This window comes from Salinivibrio sp. AR640, from assembly GCF_001995405.1.
Classification (GTDB): Bacteria; Pseudomonadota; Gammaproteobacteria; order Enterobacterales; family Vibrionaceae; genus Salinivibrio; species Salinivibrio costicola.
Genome location: NZ_MUFD01000009.1, coordinates 31854 through 48752 on the forward strand (window position 1 = coordinate 31854; position 16899 = coordinate 48752).

A 16899-nucleotide genomic window follows, 5' to 3' on the forward strand; every position below is an offset into this window, starting at 1 on the left:
TCTGATCTGGCGCAGGCAACCCGCTACCATGCCTGTTAAGCTGTGAGTGCGATACAATAACAGTGACCGTAAGCTTAGGTTTGTTGCAGTATGTGGTCTGTTTTATAGCCAGTTAACAACAGACTGAGTAACCCTTTCACAAAAATGTTGTGATGGACCTATCAGTTGTTTGGCGCCCATTTTGCCGGGCGTCAGGAACACTGTTTTACTGAAATTATAATTAATACATTATGACGGACTAACAAGGCAGTTATGTTTAAAAAACTTTCCCTCAAGCACAAGCTGGCGGTCTCTGCCGGGCTTGCCATTATTATCGGTGGCTTTCTGGTCGAGGCGCTTTCTTTTAGAGCCTCTTTGTCGCGACTCGATACAGAAGTGGCGCAACGACTAGAGAGTACAACAGCGTCGTATAATCAGTATGTGTCGGATTGGGTGGCATCCAAAGAGCGAGCCATGACATCACTGACCCGCGAAGCGGATCCAGACAACATGGTTACTCACCTCAAACAGGTTCGCGATTCGGGCGGATTTGATAATGTCTTTCTCGCGTATCCGGACGGTAGCCAAGATAATGCCAATGGGGTGGTGTTGCCGCCGGGTAATGACGATCCTAGAAAATGGGGCTGGTACACCAATGCCAAGGCTTCGCCGTCTAATGTGTTTATGGATAATCCAACGGTAGCTGCAGCAACGGGGGCGAATGTTGTCTCATTGGGTAAGGCATTGCAGTTTAATGGGCAAACCTTGGTGTTGGGCGCAGATGTAGAGATTGGCGATATCATCGAGGGCTTGGAGAAAGTTATTTTGCCTGGTAGTGGTTATATGTTTATTGCCAACCAGGATGGCAATGTTTTTACGCATGCGAACACCGATCTGCTTAATCAATCCATTAGTGAACTAGGGTTATCGTTTAATACGATAAAATCGGCGATGAATTCCGGTGGGAGTGTCACCGCTGAGGTAGGCGGCGCTGAAAGTGTCGTATACGCAAAAGCGATCAAAGATACCGATTTGATCACGGTGACCGTCATTAATTACGACTCCTTAGTGGCACCACTGTTTGATGCGGTATGGGGACAAATTGCGGTCACTATTGCGGTTGTTATTGCATGCACGCTGTTATTTAACTTACTGGTTAATATACTGTTTAGGCCGTTAACCAATGTTTCCAACGCGTTGGAGCAAATTGCTCATGGTAGCGGTGATCTTACGCAACGGATTGAGGTAGAAAGCGACGATGAAGTGGGGCAGTTGGCAAAAAACTTCAACACTTTCGTTGGCAGTATGCATCAGCTCATCAGCCATATTCGTGAACAAGCGCAGCAGTTGACCTCGCAATCAGATAGCAGTACGGAACGCGCTCGCCGTAACGTAGATGATATTAATCAACAGCAACAAGAAGTCACTATGGTAGCCACGGCGGTTACTGAACTGGCCTCCGCCACGCAAGAGATTGCTTCTCACGCGGAGCACACGGCCAGTACAGCGCAAGCGTCGACGGAGAGTACCGATAACGGGCGTGCGGTGGTTGAAAATACCAAAACATCGATCACACGCTTATCGGATGAACTCAAGCAGGCGAGCACCATCGTTGCCGAGTTGGACAAACACTCGCAAGAGATTTCAACCGTATTATCGACCATTCAAGGTATTGCCGAGCAAACCAATCTGTTGGCATTGAATGCGGCGATCGAGGCGGCACGTGCGGGTGAACAAGGTCGCGGTTTTGCGGTGGTAGCCGACGAAGTTCGTATCTTATCGCAACGTACACACGCGTCCACAGAAGAAATTAAATCAACGATCGAGACCTTGCAAACCACAACTGCTAGCGCTGTGTCGACCATGGAAAGCAGTTCATCCCTGGCGGGCGATTCGGTTGCTGATGTTGATAAAGCTACTGCGGCGCTGAGTGAAATTGATGCGGCGGTAAATCAGATAAGTGATATGGCGACGCAAATTGCCACGGCAGCGGAAGAGCAGACTCATGTCACGAGTGAAATCACACAGAATATTACCTCAATCAAGGACGTGTCTGAGCACTTAGTACACAGCGCTAACGATACCTCACAAGAGGCGGATAATCTGCGTCATCAAGCCACCAAACTGAACGACAAAGTCTCGACCTACAAGCTGTAGGTTCGATGATTTATTGGTGTTAAGCTAATCACGTAGGCCAGCGTTCACCTTGGTACCAACATGGTGAACGCTTTTTTTTGAAAAAAATGCAAAAAACAGGGAACTTCTGAGACAGTAGTCAGTCACAAAGGGTACTGAAGCAATTAAAAAAGGTTTTATGTTAACCCTACTGCGACATTTTCGTACATCTTTTATCTTCTTTCTACTCGGCATCGGTTGCCTGCTCGCTTTCAACCTTTCCACACCACAAATAGCTGCAAACAGTTCGATACAAGAGCTATTCGCCTTCATTCCTCTTGCATGGTTGTTTTTAGGCATGAGTGCTGTCACCTTCTTCTTGAATATGGTGCAGACGATGCTGGGGATTAAACGCCAACACATTGACTGTTAATGCCATCGATTATTAATACCAAGGTCCAGAGGAAGCAAATGATACAGCGTAATGGCCGAGAGCTGGATATTGATATTGGTAATAAGCATTTTGCGATTCAGCGTCGTTATGAAGCCTTTGGTGCATTTAACGACCTGTTGATTGCGATCTGGTTTTTGATTGGAAGCTTCTTTTTTCTCAATGATGCATTGATAGAAAGCGGCACCTGGCTCTTTATCGTCGGGAGTGCGCAGCTTCTGCTCAAGCCGAGTATCAAATTAACAGGATTGGTGCACGTCTCACGCGTGCACCAACGTGTTCAAAAGCAAGGTGTTCAAAAGCAACATGTTCAAAATAACTGATGTTCATATGTGAATCACAGATATATTGAAGATGATAAAAAAGGCGGGTAAATGCTCCCGCCTTTTGTTTTTCTATGCGTTAGCCGAACACCTGTAGCTGAAGGGCAACAAAGAAGCCAATCGATATCCCGACGACTAATAACGTTGATAAACGGGTGCACGCTAAGCCAATGGCAACCACCGCTCCTAGCAAATAAGGGTTGGTAGTAGAGATAGCCAGTTTATCTTCGGGAAAGAAGACAATCGGCACCCACAGCGCGGTCAATACCGCCGGTGCTGAGTAGGTAAGCAGCCGTTGCAACCGAGGACCGATGCGCACAGGCACACTGCGTGCAAGCAGAAGGTAGCGCACGGAGAAGGTGATCAACGCCATGGCGACGATCATTAACCAATAGTTCATGATGTCATCCTCCTAGCGGGTAGCGATTCAGCGAGCAACCCCGACGCCATACCAATTCCGGTTGCCATAATCAGCGCATGGGGGATCTGGTAATAGGTGAGTAGCAACATGCTTAAACCGCTCGCTAAGGCGCACAGTAAAACGGGCCGTGTTTTTATACTGGGTACCGTGAGCGCGATGAATGTTGCCGCAATGGCAAAGTCGAGCCCAATAGCTTCCAATGCTTTAAGTTGTGACCCCGCCAAAATGCCCGCTAAGGTGGCAAGATTCCAACCGATGTAAAACGCCGCGCCGGTATAAAGGGCATAATGTTTAGAAAACCTATCGTGCTTGCGAGTATGTGCGGTTGAAAGTGCATACATTTCGTCAGTCAATAAGAAGCCAAGGGCGAGGCGCCACTTGAGAGGCAAAGGGGTAATGTACTGACGAAAGTGTGCGCCATATAACAGGTGGCGTGCGCTGATCACCAAAGTAGAGCCCAACACGGCGGGTAGGCCAGCCGCACTGCCGACCATCATGGTGCCGGACAACTGCACTGCACCCGCGAAAACGAGTAATGACATCGCCTGTGTTTGCAAGGCACTAAAGCCCATTTGCAGCCCTAATGAACCACATAAAATTCCCCACGGGAGAACGGCGAGGCAAAGCGGACTAACATCGCCTAATGCGCGCCATAGCGATGCTTTGGGAGCATGCAGCTCTTGTGCAGCGTTATGCATAGGTCACCTTCTTGTTGTGTTTTTCGTCTAGTCTAACCGACCCAATGATAATGATGGTTAGGTTTTTTGGCGACGAGCCCCTCTTTTTGCAATTGAGTAAAAAGATTATCGACAGTGTCTTGGCTTAGCGCATACTCAGTGCTTACCGCTTTTTTACTACAGCGTATCGTTTTGGCAGCAAGTGCGGTTTTTATATCGGTGTAGGGGAACCCAAGCGTCTCATCGTTAGGCGTTTCAGGCAAGGAGGTTGCCTGGCCTGAGGTCGTCTGGGTCTCGCTCGATGTTGCAGGTGCAGTCGCGTTTAAAGGATCGCTGTGTGGGTGATGGTACCAGTGGCGAAAGCGTTGTTCCTCACCGATGACGCCAACAAAAAAAGCCGCGAATAAATCTAATAATACGGAAAGAAATATCACCAGCCAAGATTGGGCCTGATCCGTGCTCACCCCTAAGGTATTGGCGAGATTACTGATGAGTCCTAAAACGGAGCCTTGAGCCACCGCCGGTAAACTGTCACGCGTTAATGCCAGTTGTTGTTGTTCTTTGCGCAACTGGGTGTTTTCCTGTTGTAGCCGTGCCACACCCGTCGCAATTCTATCTAGTTCAATATACCGTTCAGCGGCCTCGTTATTCAGTGCAATTTGCTGCTCAATTGCTTCAATTTGGCGGTCATAAGCCGCGACCTTGGCTTGGCCTTGTTGCTGCTCACTCTGTGCTGCATTCGTGGCACTGTTAATGCCGCCGATGCTACCGCCAATCGAGATTAGAGCCAAAATGAGATAAAAACCGAGTGCCGAGGCGGCGCCAGTATAGTTACCGTGGGCACGACGTTCGCCAAACTCATACCACGCATAAAACTTACCTGCTTCAAAAATGACAGCAAGCGCGCCAAACAACCACTGCATTAACGGGTTGTCATCAAGCGAGAGAAATAAAAGGAGCGAGAAAATCGTTGAGGCCACAATCGCGGCACTGGTAAAGCTGTAAACACTCACTATCGAAAAGCGGCCCTTTGGGAAACGATAGGTATCTCGAGGGAAAGGCCCGGCAACTGGATTCATGCTGTCTTTTTATCCTGACGAAATGAAGAAGTCGCAAAGCCTAGCGCAGATCGTGGCGTTTGTGTGTTAGTCAGGTGTGAAAATTCGAATGAACGCCTGATTCCTCACCAACCTGCGTTAAAAGGCATCGTCACTCAGTAAGGATCTGCCTATTCGTCACTATCACGGATTATCGAGCCGCACTATTTCCTCTCTATCGAGGAAAATGTCATAGTAAGCCTTTCATTAAGGCAAATGCTTATAGCTGAGGAATACAGGTATGGATCTTGATAATTTTTATGCTCAGTTGTCCGCGTTAGAAGCCGAGCTGTTGGCTGAGCTAGAGGTGGGTGAACAAAATGGGGCGGATAGTACGATCATATTAGATCAACAAAGTGTAGGCCGCTTGTCGCGAATCGATGCGATGCAGGGCCAACAGATGGCGATTGAACAAAAGCGGCGTCGAAAAGAACGCTTATTACAGGTTAGAGCAGCCATTAAGCGGATTGAAGACGAGGACTACGGATATTGTCTCGATTGTGACGAACCGATCAATCCGAAACGCCTCGAATTTGACCCTTGCGCACAACGTTGTGTGGTCTGTGAGGAGAAACAGGCATGAGTATTCGCGTCCTCAAGAAGAACGATTCGTTGAGCTACTTCCAAGTAATTTCAGCCATTAACGGGAATATATGTTAGCGCGATCCTATGCGATTCTAATAAAAAACCAATGGCCATTAATTGCCTTTGGTTTTTTTTCGATTTTCTTTGGCAATATTGGTCAGTCATTTTTTATTAGTTGGTATGGAAGCAGTATTAAAGACGCTCTGTTACTGAGTGATGCGACTTATGGTGGCATCTATGCGGTTGCGACTATGACCAGTAGTGTACTTGTAATTACCTTCGGTGGTGTCGTTGATCGTATTCGTGTCGATAAACTGTTGGTCTTTTTTTCGATATTACTTACGACAGCTTGTCTGTTGATGTATTCGGTAGACAGCATCATCGGGTTATTGATTGTCTTCTTTTTACTACGCTTTTGTGGTCAAGGTTTTTTACCTCATATTGCACAAGCAACCGTGATTAAGCGTGCTGAACAAGATAAAGGGAAAGCGATTAGCCTCGTCGGCAGCGGAGTTGCCCTCGGAGAAGTTGTTTTACCGTCTCTGCTAATTGCGCTTATCGCATTTTTAGGCTGGCGAGAAAGTTGGTTATTTATCGCTGCGGCTATCTTGATTATTTTTCTGCCTTTTATCTTATTTTTGGTAAAAAAAGCCGATCTTAAACAGCCTTACTCTGGCGCTAGTCATGCCAGTAACGCGAGTGATGCAAGCCGTAGGCATGTGATCAAAGATTGGCGCTTTTGGATGATTATACCTCTGGCGCTAATCACGCCTTTTCTTGTCACGGGGGTTTTTATTCAGCAAGATTTTATTTTAGACGCAAAGCATTGGGCCCCCAGTGTATTGGCGGGAAGTTTCGTATTCTATGGCGCTGTGCATTGGTTAAGTTCGGTTGTGTCTGGCAACCTCATTGATAAATATAGATCTAGAAATGTTCTCATCCTCATACCTATCCCGCTTATTCTTGGCTTGATAGTGATTGCTAACGTCCACCATCCGATTGCTGCACCTCTTTTTATGTGTTTATTTGGCTTGGCGATTGGGGCAACCAACCCGGTTATTAATACGTTATGGGCCGAAATGTATGGTGTCTCTCATATTGGTGCCATTCGCTCACTGGTAACTGGCATGATGATTCTTTCGACGGCGCTGGCACCTTGGATCTTCGGCGTCATGATCGATATCGGTTGGACCCTTGATGAGGTTGCTTATGCGCTTATCGGACTTATCTTTTCTTTTTCGCTATTGCTCGTACCAGTATATCCACGTATTTGAATATTCAGTGACAGAAAAGGAGAGTAATACCATGAATCAGTTAAACAAGTGCGAGTAAACATGGTGGCGGGATCAATTTTTTACCGATTTACGCTTTACGAGACGCGTGTGTCTGTCACTATCAATGGCATAGTAGCAAATATGATAAAAGGTTGATCGTTGTCAGCAAATGATTGAGTGAATGGGCAGCGATATTCAACAAAGAGGAGAGAAGGTTTGGAGCAACGGATCCTAGCATGCGTCGATGGCCCGCATTATTCAAAGCCAGTGGCAGCGTTGAGCATTTGGGCGGCAAGCCGTCTGTCTGTACCCTTAACACTACTCCATGTGCTAGATAAATCGTCTCGCCAGCCGGAGCCTGAACTATCCGGTAACTTAGCTGCAGGCAGTCGAGAGCAACTATTACAAGAATTGGTTGAGCTAGATGGTCAGCGCGCTAAGCTCGAAATGAAGCATGGGAAAGTGCTACTTTCTGAGCTGGCAGACGACGCCAAAGCGAAGGGGTTGAATGATGTTAGCACCTTGCAACGTCATGGCAACCTGGTTGAAACCTTGCTTGAGCTGGAAGCGCAAACGCGTGTCTTGGTGCTGGGAAAATCTGGTGAAGTACATCAAAGTGATGCTAGAGCCATCGGTTCACAACTTGAAAGTGTCGTGCGTTCAATTAAGGCACACACGCTGATTGCTAATGGTGAGTTCTCGACACCTGACAGTTATTTGCTCGCATTTGACGGCAGTGACATCAGCGAAAAGCTGGTGGAGAAGGCGCTCGTCACCCCATTATTAGCGGGAATGACTTGTCACTTAGTGATGGTAGAAGATTCGCAAGAGAAATTGGCTGCTTTTAAACGGGCGGCTGAGCGATTGCAAGCGGCAGGCGTCAATGTTGTGCAAGCGCAACTCACGGGTGAAGTACACCGAGCAATCTTAGATTATCAAGCGTCAAATCAAGTGGATATGATTGTGATGGGGGCGTACGGGCATTCAAAACTACGTCAGTTCTTTGTCGGAAGTAACACCACCAAGCTGCTGATTGAATCGACGGTACCCATGTTATTGATTCGCTGAGGGCTGGGCAGAAGCGAACCTTCGTCACTGACAGAAAAACAAAAACCCGCATCAAAGCGGGTTTTTTGATCTTGGCTGTATGGCTATTAGTACTTAAAGCGTGTCGTAAACATAAACTGGTCGCCATACCACTCGTTAACTCGGTATGCCGCGCCTAACGAGAACAGTTCGGTTGCGTGGAATCGACCGTAAGCAGAGCCAAACGTATCTTCTTCATCATCCACGGTGAGTAGACCGATTTCACCGCCCACTTCAACTTGTGGCCCCAACCATTGGCGAATACCAAGATTGATTTCTAAACCCACATCGCTGTTGAAGTTCTCTTTATTGACGCCGCGCGCAAGCAATTCACCGGTCAAGTCTGCCCAGTTATTGATCGGTGCATGAAAACCAATCCCTGCAGCGGTATCCCAATCTGAATCAAACTCGGTATCTGCTTCAACACGAATGTGCGCATTAGGGTGAATAGACATGCTAAATCCTGCACCATAGGTGAGGGGGCTAACACCGACACGTCCTTCCAAGTAATCGTAACTAAAATTACTCATGGTGGTGAGGTTGGCGTCTTCTTCATTGGCCACGGCGCTGAAAGAAGCCAACGCGACAATCGCGCTAGCTAAAAGAGATTTACGCATTATCAATTCCACTTGTTATTGGTGTTGAAATCATTCTATAAGACGATTGCGCGCTGAAACAAGCACATCCGCCCGTCATTTAGGCTTTTTTACGCATTTCTGACCCAATGCGTGGTTATGGCAATAAATTGGGACTATTCGCCGTCCATATTCCATTTGTTGCGGTTAATCGCCTCCACGACACGCGGGGTATCGAGTACGCTAGCCCAAGGGAACAAATTGGGTTCGTGAGCAACCACATAGCTGGTTAACTGATCGGTCACCACGCTCACTAAGATGTCTTTCTGCCACGGTTTTGCGAGATAATAGTGCAAACTGGCATGATTCACCGCTGATACTGTATCTTCCAGCCCTGCTTGACCCGTGAGCAAGACCTTGCGTGCCGAAGCGGTTTGAGGCTGATTAGCCAGCTCAATGAGAAAATCGACGCCTAATTCACCTGGCATAATGTGATCACACAAGATAAGTGCCAGTTGTGTTCCTTCCGTGGCCATATCGCGAATCACATCGCGTGCCTCGGAAACGGACTCGGCGGCTTCGACCTCAAAGTGATCGGTAAAACCTTGCAAATCGTCTATCACGCTATCGAGGACATCGCGTTCATCATCCACACATAAAATTAAATATTGGCTCATGCTTGTGGCTCCTTATTGGCAGAGGCGGGGAGTGCTATGGGCAAGGAGACTGTCATCGTGGTGCCGTTCCCGAGTTGGGAGCGGACCTGAATATCGCCCCCTTGCTGATGAACAATGGTTTCACACATGGTCAGGCCAATACCCAAACCAAAATGCCCCTCGCGCTTGGTGGTGTAGTTTAACGCGAACATTTTTTCTTGCTGTTCTTGCGTCATTCCTATCCCCGTATCCGTCACCGATACTTGAATCATGCCAGATGCTTGGTCGTTAAGGGTTTTAACTGTCACGGTAAGTGTGCCCGGCTCTGGCATCGCATCCAGTGCGTTGGCAATAAGGTTGGTCCAAACCTGTGCCAAAGCTGATGGCTGAGTGATAATGTCAGGCACCCAGTCATAGTACTTTTCTAATTGGTGCGGTTTGAGTCGGTGTTCGAATAACGTCAGGGTGTCATCAATGCTTTCAATAATATGAGTACGCTGGCGCTGTTCGCTGTCTTGGCGCGCATAGGTGCGTAAGCTTTTGACGAGATCGGCGATCCGACCTGCACAGACATGATTAGAGCGTAATAGGCGACCACAACGGGCGTATTGCTTCCAAGTCGCCAATTCAGTGTCAAAATGTGATCCCAAACGTTGTTGCCAGTTGGTCACCGTATCTTGTTGATACAGGCCAATATTCACCAGGTCTTGTGCCGTGCGTTTATTCCCGGTCATTTCACTTAACGTACGTGTATGTGCTCGCGCGGTGGCGGTTGATAGCGGGGTACTGTCGCGGTTGTTTTGCAAAAGGGTAAGGGCTTGTTCGCGGCTGGCAGCATCAAGGGGCGTTTTTGCGACGTGCTCTAAAGCGTCGGCAAGTGCGTCGCTATTGCGTAAAATCGCGGAAACAGGGTTATTGAGCTCATGTGCGACACCGGCGACCAGCTGGCCCAGGAGCGCCATTTTTTCTTTTTCTAACAACTGGCGATTGGCCTCATCCAGCGAAGCGAGTGTTTGCTGTAGCTGGATTTCGGTATCAATGCTGCGCTTTAAGCGTTGGTTAAAATGCAATAGTAGGTATTGAATAAACAGGGGTAACAGCTCTGAGCGGCTGGTCATTATTTTGCTAAATAGCGTATGGTCGATTTTGATCACCCGGGTGCGAGTGAGTGTGCGCCCAGTCGAGAAAGAGACCTCGCCAGTGACAAACGACATGCTACCAATCAAACTGCCGGCAGAGAGGGTAGAGACATGGTGCACTTGCCCTTTATCATCGGTTTTATAGAGCCCAACGTCGCCTTCGGCAATAAACCATAAAAAGGCGTTGTCTTGGTTTTCTTTCGTGAGTACATGGTTGGCGCTGTAGGTTCGGCAGGCACGGCTTTCGTCATTGCCGTCAAAAAAGGCATAAAGGCCAGCAATCACTCGGTCGGCAATGTCTGCTTTATTGCTTTCGGCTGGCGCGAGCAATTGTGACTGAAATTGGTTAATCTCACGTTCGACTTGCGCATCCAGTAAGGTGCGATGATCCAGCACTTCGCTATAACGCAATAGATCGTGTTGGCAATGCCGCAAGACATAGGTTGTGAGTTCTTTCTCTGCGACCCGCCGTAATTCATCTGCTCGCCACGGCTTGTGCATGCAATAATTTAACCGGCCCTCATTGACTGCCTGCAAAATGACATCGTACTGCGGCGCTTCGCTGAGCAAAATAGTACGCGCCCCTTTACTGGCGGCATGGTTGTCAACGTTGACTAATAAATCAATGCCATCATTGTTCCCAGGCGCGTTATGACAAATCAATAACGCCACCTGTTGCTCGTTCGCTTTCAAATCATTTAACAACGCATAGGCATCGTCAGGGGTATCAGTACTGCATAGATCAAAGACATCGCGAAACGGCGCGAGGTCGTGAGAGAGCTTTTCCACCGCGAGAGGGTCTTGGTCGATGCACAATATCACATAAGGGTTCATACACTCTGCCGATTTGTCGCGAATTCGCTTTGATTATAGGCATTTATTCGCTTCAATGATGCGAAATAGTCGACATTCATGAACATATCCTGCTAAACCTCGCAACCTTAATGCGCGCGCCCATCGTGACCTATTCGATGGATAGACACATGATGCTTGCTAACTTAAACCTGTATCTCAATCTATCAGTATATTATCGTCAGCGTCCATTTTTGGTTACACTAATGGTTTTCGTGTCCTTGGAGCAAAAAAGACATGTTTTTAGGAAAGTATGGCGCCATTGCCGGCGGCCTTGCGGTGGTTGCATGTTGGCCATTTGCAACGGGTCAAATTGCTCACTCAATGTATGAGCGTGAAGTGGATCAACGCACAACCGCAGATTTTACGCTCGAGGAACAGAGCTATGAGCGAGGCTACTTAAGCTCACAAGCGGTTACGCGTGTCCAGTTTAAGGGCGAGAGTAAAGTGTTATTGGAGCAGTCAGGGTTACCGGTTGCCTACGAGATCACATCAGAGATATCTCACGGTGTATTGGGGGTCTCGTCGAGCAATACCTTGGTAATGACCCCAGAGCTACAACAAATTACTCAAAAGGTATGGCCAGGTAATCCGACACCGGTTCGCTTAGACCTTGATACGCTGCTGACCGGCGCCTCTGACTATCATCTGACGGTGGCGCCTTTCTCGCTTTCGGAGTCAAACAGTAATCTAACCGCAAGTGAACTGAGTGTTAAAGGCGAGATTGACCGCAAAGGACGCGGTAAAGCAACCTTCTCACTGCCTGCTCTCGCCTTTAATGATGATAATGGCCAGCAGTTGAAAGTTGATACCATCACAGGGAGCGGCCAAGGTTATCTGCAAGAGGGATTATGGATTGGTAATCAGTCGCTCTCGATTGAGCAAGCGCAGCTAGATAACGGCAATGGTCAATCGGTCCAGCTTGCTCAGGTTGAGCTTGAAATTGGCAATGAGCTGGTTGAATCGGCGTCAGCGCGGTCGCTGAATAATACCAATCAACTCACCGTTGGCGAGATAACGTTGCCAGATCAAACCCGTTGGCGCAACTTGGTGGTAGCGTTAGATGCTAACCACCTTGATTATACGGCTATGTCTCAGATCGCATTGCTATCGTCACAGTGGCAAGAGGGCCAGGCGCCGGGAAGTGCGTCTGCGATGGAACAAGCCGTTGTGGATTTGTTGCAGTCGGGGTTATCGGTTAATTTGTCGCCGGCAAGCCTGACGCTTCCAGAAGGGGACGTTAGCGTTGATATGCGCCTTGAGCTAAGCGGTGGCGACGCCACGGGTGAGTTTGGCCTGAATCAGCTGGTGAGTCAGTTGTCTGGCAATCTAGATGTGGCGGTACCAAACGTGTTGCTTTCACGGTCGCCATGGCGAGAAAAAGTCAGTAACTTATCCAGTGCGGGGTTCGTCACGCAGTCGGAAAAAACAACCACGCTTACCGCCCGGATTGAAGGTAATCAAGTGGTTGGATCGAGCGGCAATACGGTACCTTTAATGCAGTTTGTTATGTACCTGCTGTAGCCAACGGCTGTTATCGTTAACGTGTAATAGCTTGATGTGTTGACAGCTTGACGTGTCAATAACGCATTACGTGCGCGTCATGGCTTCCAAGTGGTAACGGGGATTGAATTTGCCGTTACCTTTGTTCTCTTAACCGCAAGAATTTAGAATGATGCAGTCTTTGCCCCAGCTTAAGGCCAAAAAATATAGAACCGTAAGAGAAGACACCGTCATTGGTCTGCGAGCCGTGGCATTCATGAAACACGGAACGACCACCCAGGTACAAATTAAAACCCCGGTGGGGCAAACGTATCGCTCTGACTGTACCTTTATCGGTTTTGATGGCGAAAAACGGTTGTTCTTTTCTCTGCCCACGGAAAACCTCAATCAGGTTAATCAATTTTTTATTGAAGGTTATCGCCTCGCCGTGGATGCCGTTTCTGATGAGGGTGAAGGCGCGAAAGTACGGTTTGCATCCAAAATTTCCACCGTACTCAAAGCGCCCGTTAATTTGGTGGTGGTTGAGTTACCACAGCAAGCCAAATTGATTCAACAGCGCAAAGATAATCGTTATGAATTAAATGTGAAAGGTGAAGTTCCTCTAGGTAGTCGTCGTTTGTCGGTCAATCTTACCGATATTTCTGCAGGTGGCTGTGGGTTTAGTTTTGATGCTATTGCGCCCGTTTTTGAAAAGCACCATCAAATCGCGATACAAATCCAAGCGCCCGATAGCGACGATTGCTTTGTATTAAGCGGGCAAGTGGAAAACCGTCAGCAAAAATGGGGAATGCAACGCTACGGCGTATCGTTTGACCGCGGTGGCCTTAAACACTGCGAAGCCTTGATTAAACGACTTGTTTACGATGGCTCGCACTACATCTTTAATCCTCATACTGAAGACGCTAAGTGACAACGTCACATACATTGATCGTTTCTATTGACGATTAGACCTGACTAGCTGTTTGACGTAGCTGAAGTGACATAGACGACTTTGGCACAAATGCCATTCTGGTGAAAAAACTGAAGCCAGCGGCTTTGATGAGGCTGCAACACATCTCCTGGGCCTTTCACTTCCACCCATTGGTAGGCATCGCCTCGATACATAAACAAATCGGGATGACCGCGTCGATTATGGCGTCGATCGAACAAAATGCGCTTAAAACACGCGCTGAGCTGTGTGTCGCTGAGGGCGTGTAAGGCGGCGTCAAGCAGCGGCCATTCAATCACAGACCAGTTGACCCAATCATTACTGAGCCCCTGTTTTTGTTGATAGTGTTGTGCTATCCAATCGCGTGCTTGATCAATGTTTGCTAAGCGCGCATGAATTTGGGGCTGTCTTTTGGTGACAAAGTCGTCGCTATACAGGTCGCGCGGGCCACGTTGAAATGGATTCACAAAGGCGCCACTGATGGGTAAAAACAGAATGTCCCAAAAAAAGAGTCCGAACAGCGCATTCAGCAAACTGTTTTCGCTATACCATACTTGCCAGCCTCGGCATCGATAATACGCCGCAACGTCCCATTCCACCCGATGTTCAAGGGGGAGTGTCAATGTCTCACTATCCACAATGGCAGGATTGACTGAGTTTGTCGGCACCAAACGGGCATGCTCTCTGAGGGGCTTTTGTTTGGCGATACGACAGGCGACGTCATATTCTTCCTCATCGTGAGGCGCGTCGAGCATGGCCGCAATGATGCGTGATGCGTCATCAATATAACCTTGTTTAATCAACATGCGAGCTTGTCGCTCCCGGCTTGGCGGTTGCGTGGTGGTTTGGTAAAGCAATGTGGCACAAGGGAAGTCATCGTGGCGCTCAAACTCACGTGCAATACGATTAACTAACCGTTGCCGTTTGCGCTCAAGTGGCGGCCACTCAAACGGCTGAGGAAGGTGCGATTGTAGCGCAAGAATCGACGCTGGGCGCTTGGCTTTTTTTGCTTGCCAAACCGTGTCGGTAAGCGCAGACAAGTGCAGCCAATCATCAATGTGTTGGCGGTGTTGAAATAAACGCTCAGACTGACTCACAGGATACGATTCAAATTGCTGAATACCGAGCTCGGCGACGACAAATTGGCTCAAATCTTGGCGTGAATTACCAAAATACAATAATAATAAGACGGGGAGTAGGTCCGGTTGGTGGCAGACGACTAGCGCGTAGGGACTGATGAGCGGATCGTCATAGGTGTCAGTGATCGCTGTTTGCCACTGTGCCTTACTCGCACTTTTCGCTAAGGCCACCGCTGGAAACGCATCGATCAATTGTGCCTTACTCAGTAGGTTAAATAAGACGTCAGCGGGGGCAGTATCGGTGATGCTGACAAATCCGTTATCAGCCAAGTTGTGGAGCAGTGGCCAGGTGTCTCCGAGCTCGGGATAGGTCAGTTTGTCGGCTAAGAAGTAATCATGGCGGCGCATCAATAAACGGACCAGCAAACATTGGGCTTTGAAGCTAAGCTGTTGAAAGCAGGTAAGCCAAGCCCGTTCTTTGCCTGTGAGCAGATCCCAGTCACGTTCAGACACTAAACCGATCAAGCTTTGAAAGTTATGATGGTAATAATAGGGACTGAGAGGGTCTGGCTGTGTCATTCTTTTTCCTTATCTTTTATCAGGACAGGTGCATTCAGGAGCCGCCGAATGAAACGGAGTATCGCTGTACTATTGTCAGTATTTAGTTGGTGGGTGTCGAGTTATGCCTTAGCACAGGGTGACGATACGTTTTCAACGGAGCAAGGGATCGCAGGGATCGCCTGTGTGATTACCGATCCTGCTGGGCGACTACTGTTGATAAAAGATAGAGTCACCGGGCGATATGGTTTACCCGGTGGACGAGTGAATTTGACTGAATCACCGACCCGAGCCCTGGCGCGTGAAGTGTTTGAAGAAACGGCTCTTCGCGTCAACGTGGGGAAGGTCGCTCACAAAGATAAACGTGGGGTATTGTTTGCTTGCCAAAGCCAAACGCCGCTACCGGTTGTCTCGAACGCCAATGGCACAGGCGTGTTGCCGGTTTGGCAGGCACTGCACTTTGGATCTGAAATCGATAAAGCCTTGTTAATACCGCCTGCACAGGCAGGCGACTATCGCTATCGATTTAAAGATCGCGGGGAATTGCTATGGTCTCTGGCGGCAAAAACGCCTAGCAGTGATGTCGCTGCTTTAGCGGATTTTAGTGCCCTAGCGCCTGCCTTTTACGTAAGTCAGTATGGCCTCGTCTCGGGCCTACAAACGGCGGTCGCGCACTTGGGCGATGTCGAGAGCGCGATGACTATACGCTTATTCAGACTGATCAACATTTTAGGAGAAATTGCATTTTACGTTGCCTTGGTACCACTATTTCTTATTTTTCGTGGCCATAAATCGGCGCTGTCGCTGCTTTTTCTTTTGATCAGTGCGGCGACTGTCTCTATCACGTTAAAAACAGGATTTGCGATGCCAAGACCGTTTTACCTATGGCCTGACTTGCAAATCGGTAAGGCAAGTGGCTTTACGGTGCCAAGCGGTCACACCTTATTAGCGGCAGCCGTTGTCACCGCCTGGTACCTAAAGCGTCGTGATACGCATAGAAAGGCATATGGGTCGTTAGTGCTTGCTTTGGCGGTGATGATTTTGATGGGGCTCAACCGCATGTATTTGGGCGTTCACTTTGCTAGTGATGTGGTGATTGGCGCCTTATTGGGAAGCAGCCTAGCCTGGATAACCGTGAAAATAGATGCAGTGACCATAGGGAAAGATCGGCCGCTACTGACCACCGGCCGGCTATGGCTATTGGTCTGTGTGTTGTTAGCATTATTGGCGTTAGCATTAAAGTTACCCGATCTGCTCTACTTAGCCGCATTAAGCGCTGGGATATATACCGGTCAGATCTGGCACAAGCTTTTCCCCAGTCATAAACCGGCTGCGAGCATGATGGGAAAACTATTGACCTTGGCCTGGATTTTCTTGGGGGTCGCTGGGCTGCTTCTGGCCGCTTGGGGCGTGGTGCAGGTGACGGGAATGAGTTGGATTGTATTGATCGTTGTATCCATGGCAGCGTGGAGTTTAGGGCCTTGGGTTTTGATTGCGAGCCCAGAGCTTGCGAGATGGTCAAGCACTAGGCTCGGTTGGCAGGAATGGTGATAAGGGTTTAAGGATTGACTCGCGAAGGATTTACCCTGTGATCGCTTTGG

The 16899-nt window shown here is 48.5% G+C and carries 16 protein-coding genes; 9 read left to right on the forward strand and 7 right to left on the reverse strand.

Annotation, left to right across the window (positions count from 1 at the left end):
• The first annotated feature begins 252 nt into the window (after positions 1-252).
• From BZG75_RS06620 to BZG75_RS06630, 3 genes are all read left to right on the forward strand, one after another.
• Positions 253-2136, forward strand: coding sequence for a methyl-accepting chemotaxis protein (locus tag BZG75_RS06620; RefSeq protein WP_077461279.1), 1884 nt, complete (start codon positions 253-255; stop codon positions 2134-2136).
• Positions 2137-2293: 157 nt separating this feature from the next.
• Positions 2294-2527 carry a DUF3955 domain-containing protein gene (locus BZG75_RS06625; protein ID WP_021022767.1) on the forward strand — a complete coding sequence of 78 codons (234 nt, stop codon included), beginning with the start codon at positions 2294-2296 and terminating at the stop codon, positions 2525-2527.
• 38 nt (positions 2528-2565) lie between these two features.
• The gene (locus tag BZG75_RS06630) at positions 2566-2868 is read left to right on the forward strand and encodes a YrhK family protein (protein WP_077461280.1); all 303 of its coding nucleotides are present in this window, start codon (positions 2566-2568) and stop codon (positions 2866-2868) included.
• 79 nt (positions 2869-2947) lie between these two features.
• Here BZG75_RS06630 and BZG75_RS06635 read toward each other — a convergent pair whose 3' ends face one another.
• Genes BZG75_RS06635 through BZG75_RS06645 form a run of 3 tightly spaced genes read right to left on the reverse strand, consistent with a single transcriptional unit; the run spans position 2948 to position 5045 of the window.
• The gene (locus tag BZG75_RS06635) at positions 2948-3268 is read right to left on the reverse strand and encodes an AzlD domain-containing protein (protein WP_077576527.1); all 321 of its coding nucleotides are present in this window, start codon (positions 3266-3268) and stop codon (positions 2948-2950) included.
• Positions 3265-3987, reverse strand: coding sequence for an AzlC family ABC transporter permease (locus BZG75_RS06640; protein WP_077576528.1), 723 nt, complete (start codon positions 3985-3987; stop codon positions 3265-3267). The genes BZG75_RS06635 and BZG75_RS06640 overlap by 4 nt, the downstream gene beginning before the upstream one ends.
• A gap of 32 nt (positions 3988-4019) precedes the next feature.
• Complete coding sequence (locus BZG75_RS06645; protein WP_077576529.1) at positions 4020-5045, reverse strand: Preprotein translocase subunit SecY; 1026 nt, start codon at positions 5043-5045, stop codon at positions 4020-4022.
• A gap of 259 nt (positions 5046-5304) precedes the next feature.
• Here BZG75_RS06645 and BZG75_RS06650 point away from each other — a divergent pair, with 259 nt between their 5' ends.
• From BZG75_RS06650 to BZG75_RS06660, 3 genes are all read left to right on the forward strand, one after another.
• Entirely contained in the window at positions 5305-5646 is a 342-nt protein-coding gene (locus BZG75_RS06650) for a TraR/DksA family transcriptional regulator (RefSeq protein ID WP_077576530.1), read from the forward strand.
• A gap of 70 nt (positions 5647-5716) precedes the next feature.
• Positions 5717-6922 (forward strand): MFS transporter, encoded by a 1206-nt coding sequence (locus BZG75_RS06655; RefSeq protein ID WP_077576531.1) that lies wholly within the window; start codon positions 5717-5719, stop codon positions 6920-6922.
• A gap of 216 nt (positions 6923-7138) precedes the next feature.
• Positions 7139-7990, forward strand: coding sequence for a universal stress protein (locus BZG75_RS06660; protein ID WP_077576532.1), 852 nt, complete (start codon positions 7139-7141; stop codon positions 7988-7990).
• Between the two features lie 86 nt (positions 7991-8076).
• Here BZG75_RS06660 and BZG75_RS06665 read toward each other — a convergent pair whose 3' ends face one another.
• The 3 genes from BZG75_RS06665 to BZG75_RS06675 form a co-directional block, all read right to left on the reverse strand.
• Complete coding sequence (locus tag BZG75_RS06665) at positions 8077-8625, reverse strand: hypothetical protein (RefSeq protein WP_021022772.1); 549 nt, start codon at positions 8623-8625, stop codon at positions 8077-8079.
• Positions 8626-8759: 134 nt separating this feature from the next.
• Positions 8760-9260 carry a response regulator gene (locus BZG75_RS06670; protein WP_077576533.1) on the reverse strand — a complete coding sequence of 167 codons (501 nt, stop codon included), beginning with the start codon at positions 9258-9260 and terminating at the stop codon, positions 8760-8762.
• Complete coding sequence (locus BZG75_RS06675; protein WP_199878855.1) at positions 9257-11200, reverse strand: ATP-binding protein; 1944 nt, start codon at positions 11198-11200, stop codon at positions 9257-9259. Before BZG75_RS06675 ends, BZG75_RS06670 begins: the two co-directional genes overlap by 4 nt.
• Before the next feature lie 267 nt (positions 11201-11467).
• On the opposite strand from BZG75_RS06675, the gene BZG75_RS06680 reads away from it, so the two are divergent.
• Positions 11468-12754, forward strand: coding sequence for a DUF945 family protein (locus BZG75_RS06680; RefSeq protein ID WP_077576535.1), 1287 nt, complete (start codon positions 11468-11470; stop codon positions 12752-12754).
• Between the two features lie 148 nt (positions 12755-12902).
• A complete protein-coding gene (locus BZG75_RS06685; RefSeq protein ID WP_021022776.1) occupies positions 12903-13643 on the forward strand; it encodes a flagellar brake protein in 741 nt (246 codons plus the stop codon).
• 44 nt (positions 13644-13687) lie between these two features.
• Here BZG75_RS06685 and BZG75_RS06690 read toward each other — a convergent pair whose 3' ends face one another.
• The gene (locus tag BZG75_RS06690) at positions 13688-15319 is read right to left on the reverse strand and encodes a VRR-NUC domain-containing protein (RefSeq protein WP_077461289.1); all 1632 of its coding nucleotides are present in this window, start codon (positions 15317-15319) and stop codon (positions 13688-13690) included.
• Between the two features lie 48 nt (positions 15320-15367).
• Here BZG75_RS06690 and BZG75_RS06695 point away from each other — a divergent pair, with 48 nt between their 5' ends.
• Complete coding sequence (locus BZG75_RS06695) at positions 15368-16849, forward strand: bifunctional NUDIX hydrolase/phosphatase PAP2 family protein (protein WP_199878858.1); 1482 nt, start codon at positions 15368-15370, stop codon at positions 16847-16849.
• The last annotated feature ends 50 nt before the right edge of the window (positions 16850-16899 follow it).

Bases quoted from the DNA above. Each gene is read 5' to 3' on its own strand.
- BZG75_RS06620 (WP_077461279.1), top strand. From the start codon at position 253: ATGTTTAAAAAACTTTCCCTCAAGCACAAGCTGGCGGTCTCTGCCGGG.
- BZG75_RS06625 (WP_021022767.1), top strand. From the start codon at position 2,294: ATGTTAACCCTACTGCGACATTTTCGTACATCTTTTATCTTCTTTCTA.
- BZG75_RS06630 (WP_077461280.1), top strand. From the start codon at position 2,566: ATGATACAGCGTAATGGCCGAGAGCTGGATATTGATATTGGTAATAAG.
- BZG75_RS06635 (WP_077576527.1), bottom strand. From the start codon at position 3,268: ATGAACTATTGGTTAATGATCGTCGCCATGGCGTTGATCACCTTCTCC.
- BZG75_RS06640 (WP_077576528.1), bottom strand. From the start codon at position 3,987: ATGCATAACGCTGCACAAGAGCTGCATGCTCCCAAAGCATCGCTATGG.
- BZG75_RS06645 (WP_077576529.1), bottom strand. From the start codon at position 5,045: ATGAATCCAGTTGCCGGGCCTTTCCCTCGAGATACCTATCGTTTCCCA.
- BZG75_RS06650 (WP_077576530.1), top strand. From the start codon at position 5,305: ATGGATCTTGATAATTTTTATGCTCAGTTGTCCGCGTTAGAAGCCGAG.
- BZG75_RS06655 (WP_077576531.1), top strand. From the start codon at position 5,717: ATGTTAGCGCGATCCTATGCGATTCTAATAAAAAACCAATGGCCATTA.
- BZG75_RS06665 (WP_021022772.1), bottom strand. From the start codon at position 8,625: ATGCGTAAATCTCTTTTAGCTAGCGCGATTGTCGCGTTGGCTTCTTTC.
- BZG75_RS06670 (WP_077576533.1), bottom strand. From the start codon at position 9,260: ATGAGCCAATATTTAATTTTATGTGTGGATGATGAACGCGATGTCCTC.
- BZG75_RS06680 (WP_077576535.1), top strand. From the start codon at position 11,468: ATGTTTTTAGGAAAGTATGGCGCCATTGCCGGCGGCCTTGCGGTGGTT.
- BZG75_RS06685 (WP_021022776.1), top strand. From the start codon at position 12,903: ATGATGCAGTCTTTGCCCCAGCTTAAGGCCAAAAAATATAGAACCGTA.
- BZG75_RS06690 (WP_077461289.1), bottom strand. From the start codon at position 15,319: ATGACACAGCCAGACCCTCTCAGTCCCTATTATTACCATCATAACTTT.
- BZG75_RS06695 (WP_199878858.1), top strand. From the start codon at position 15,368: ATGAAACGGAGTATCGCTGTACTATTGTCAGTATTTAGTTGGTGGGTG.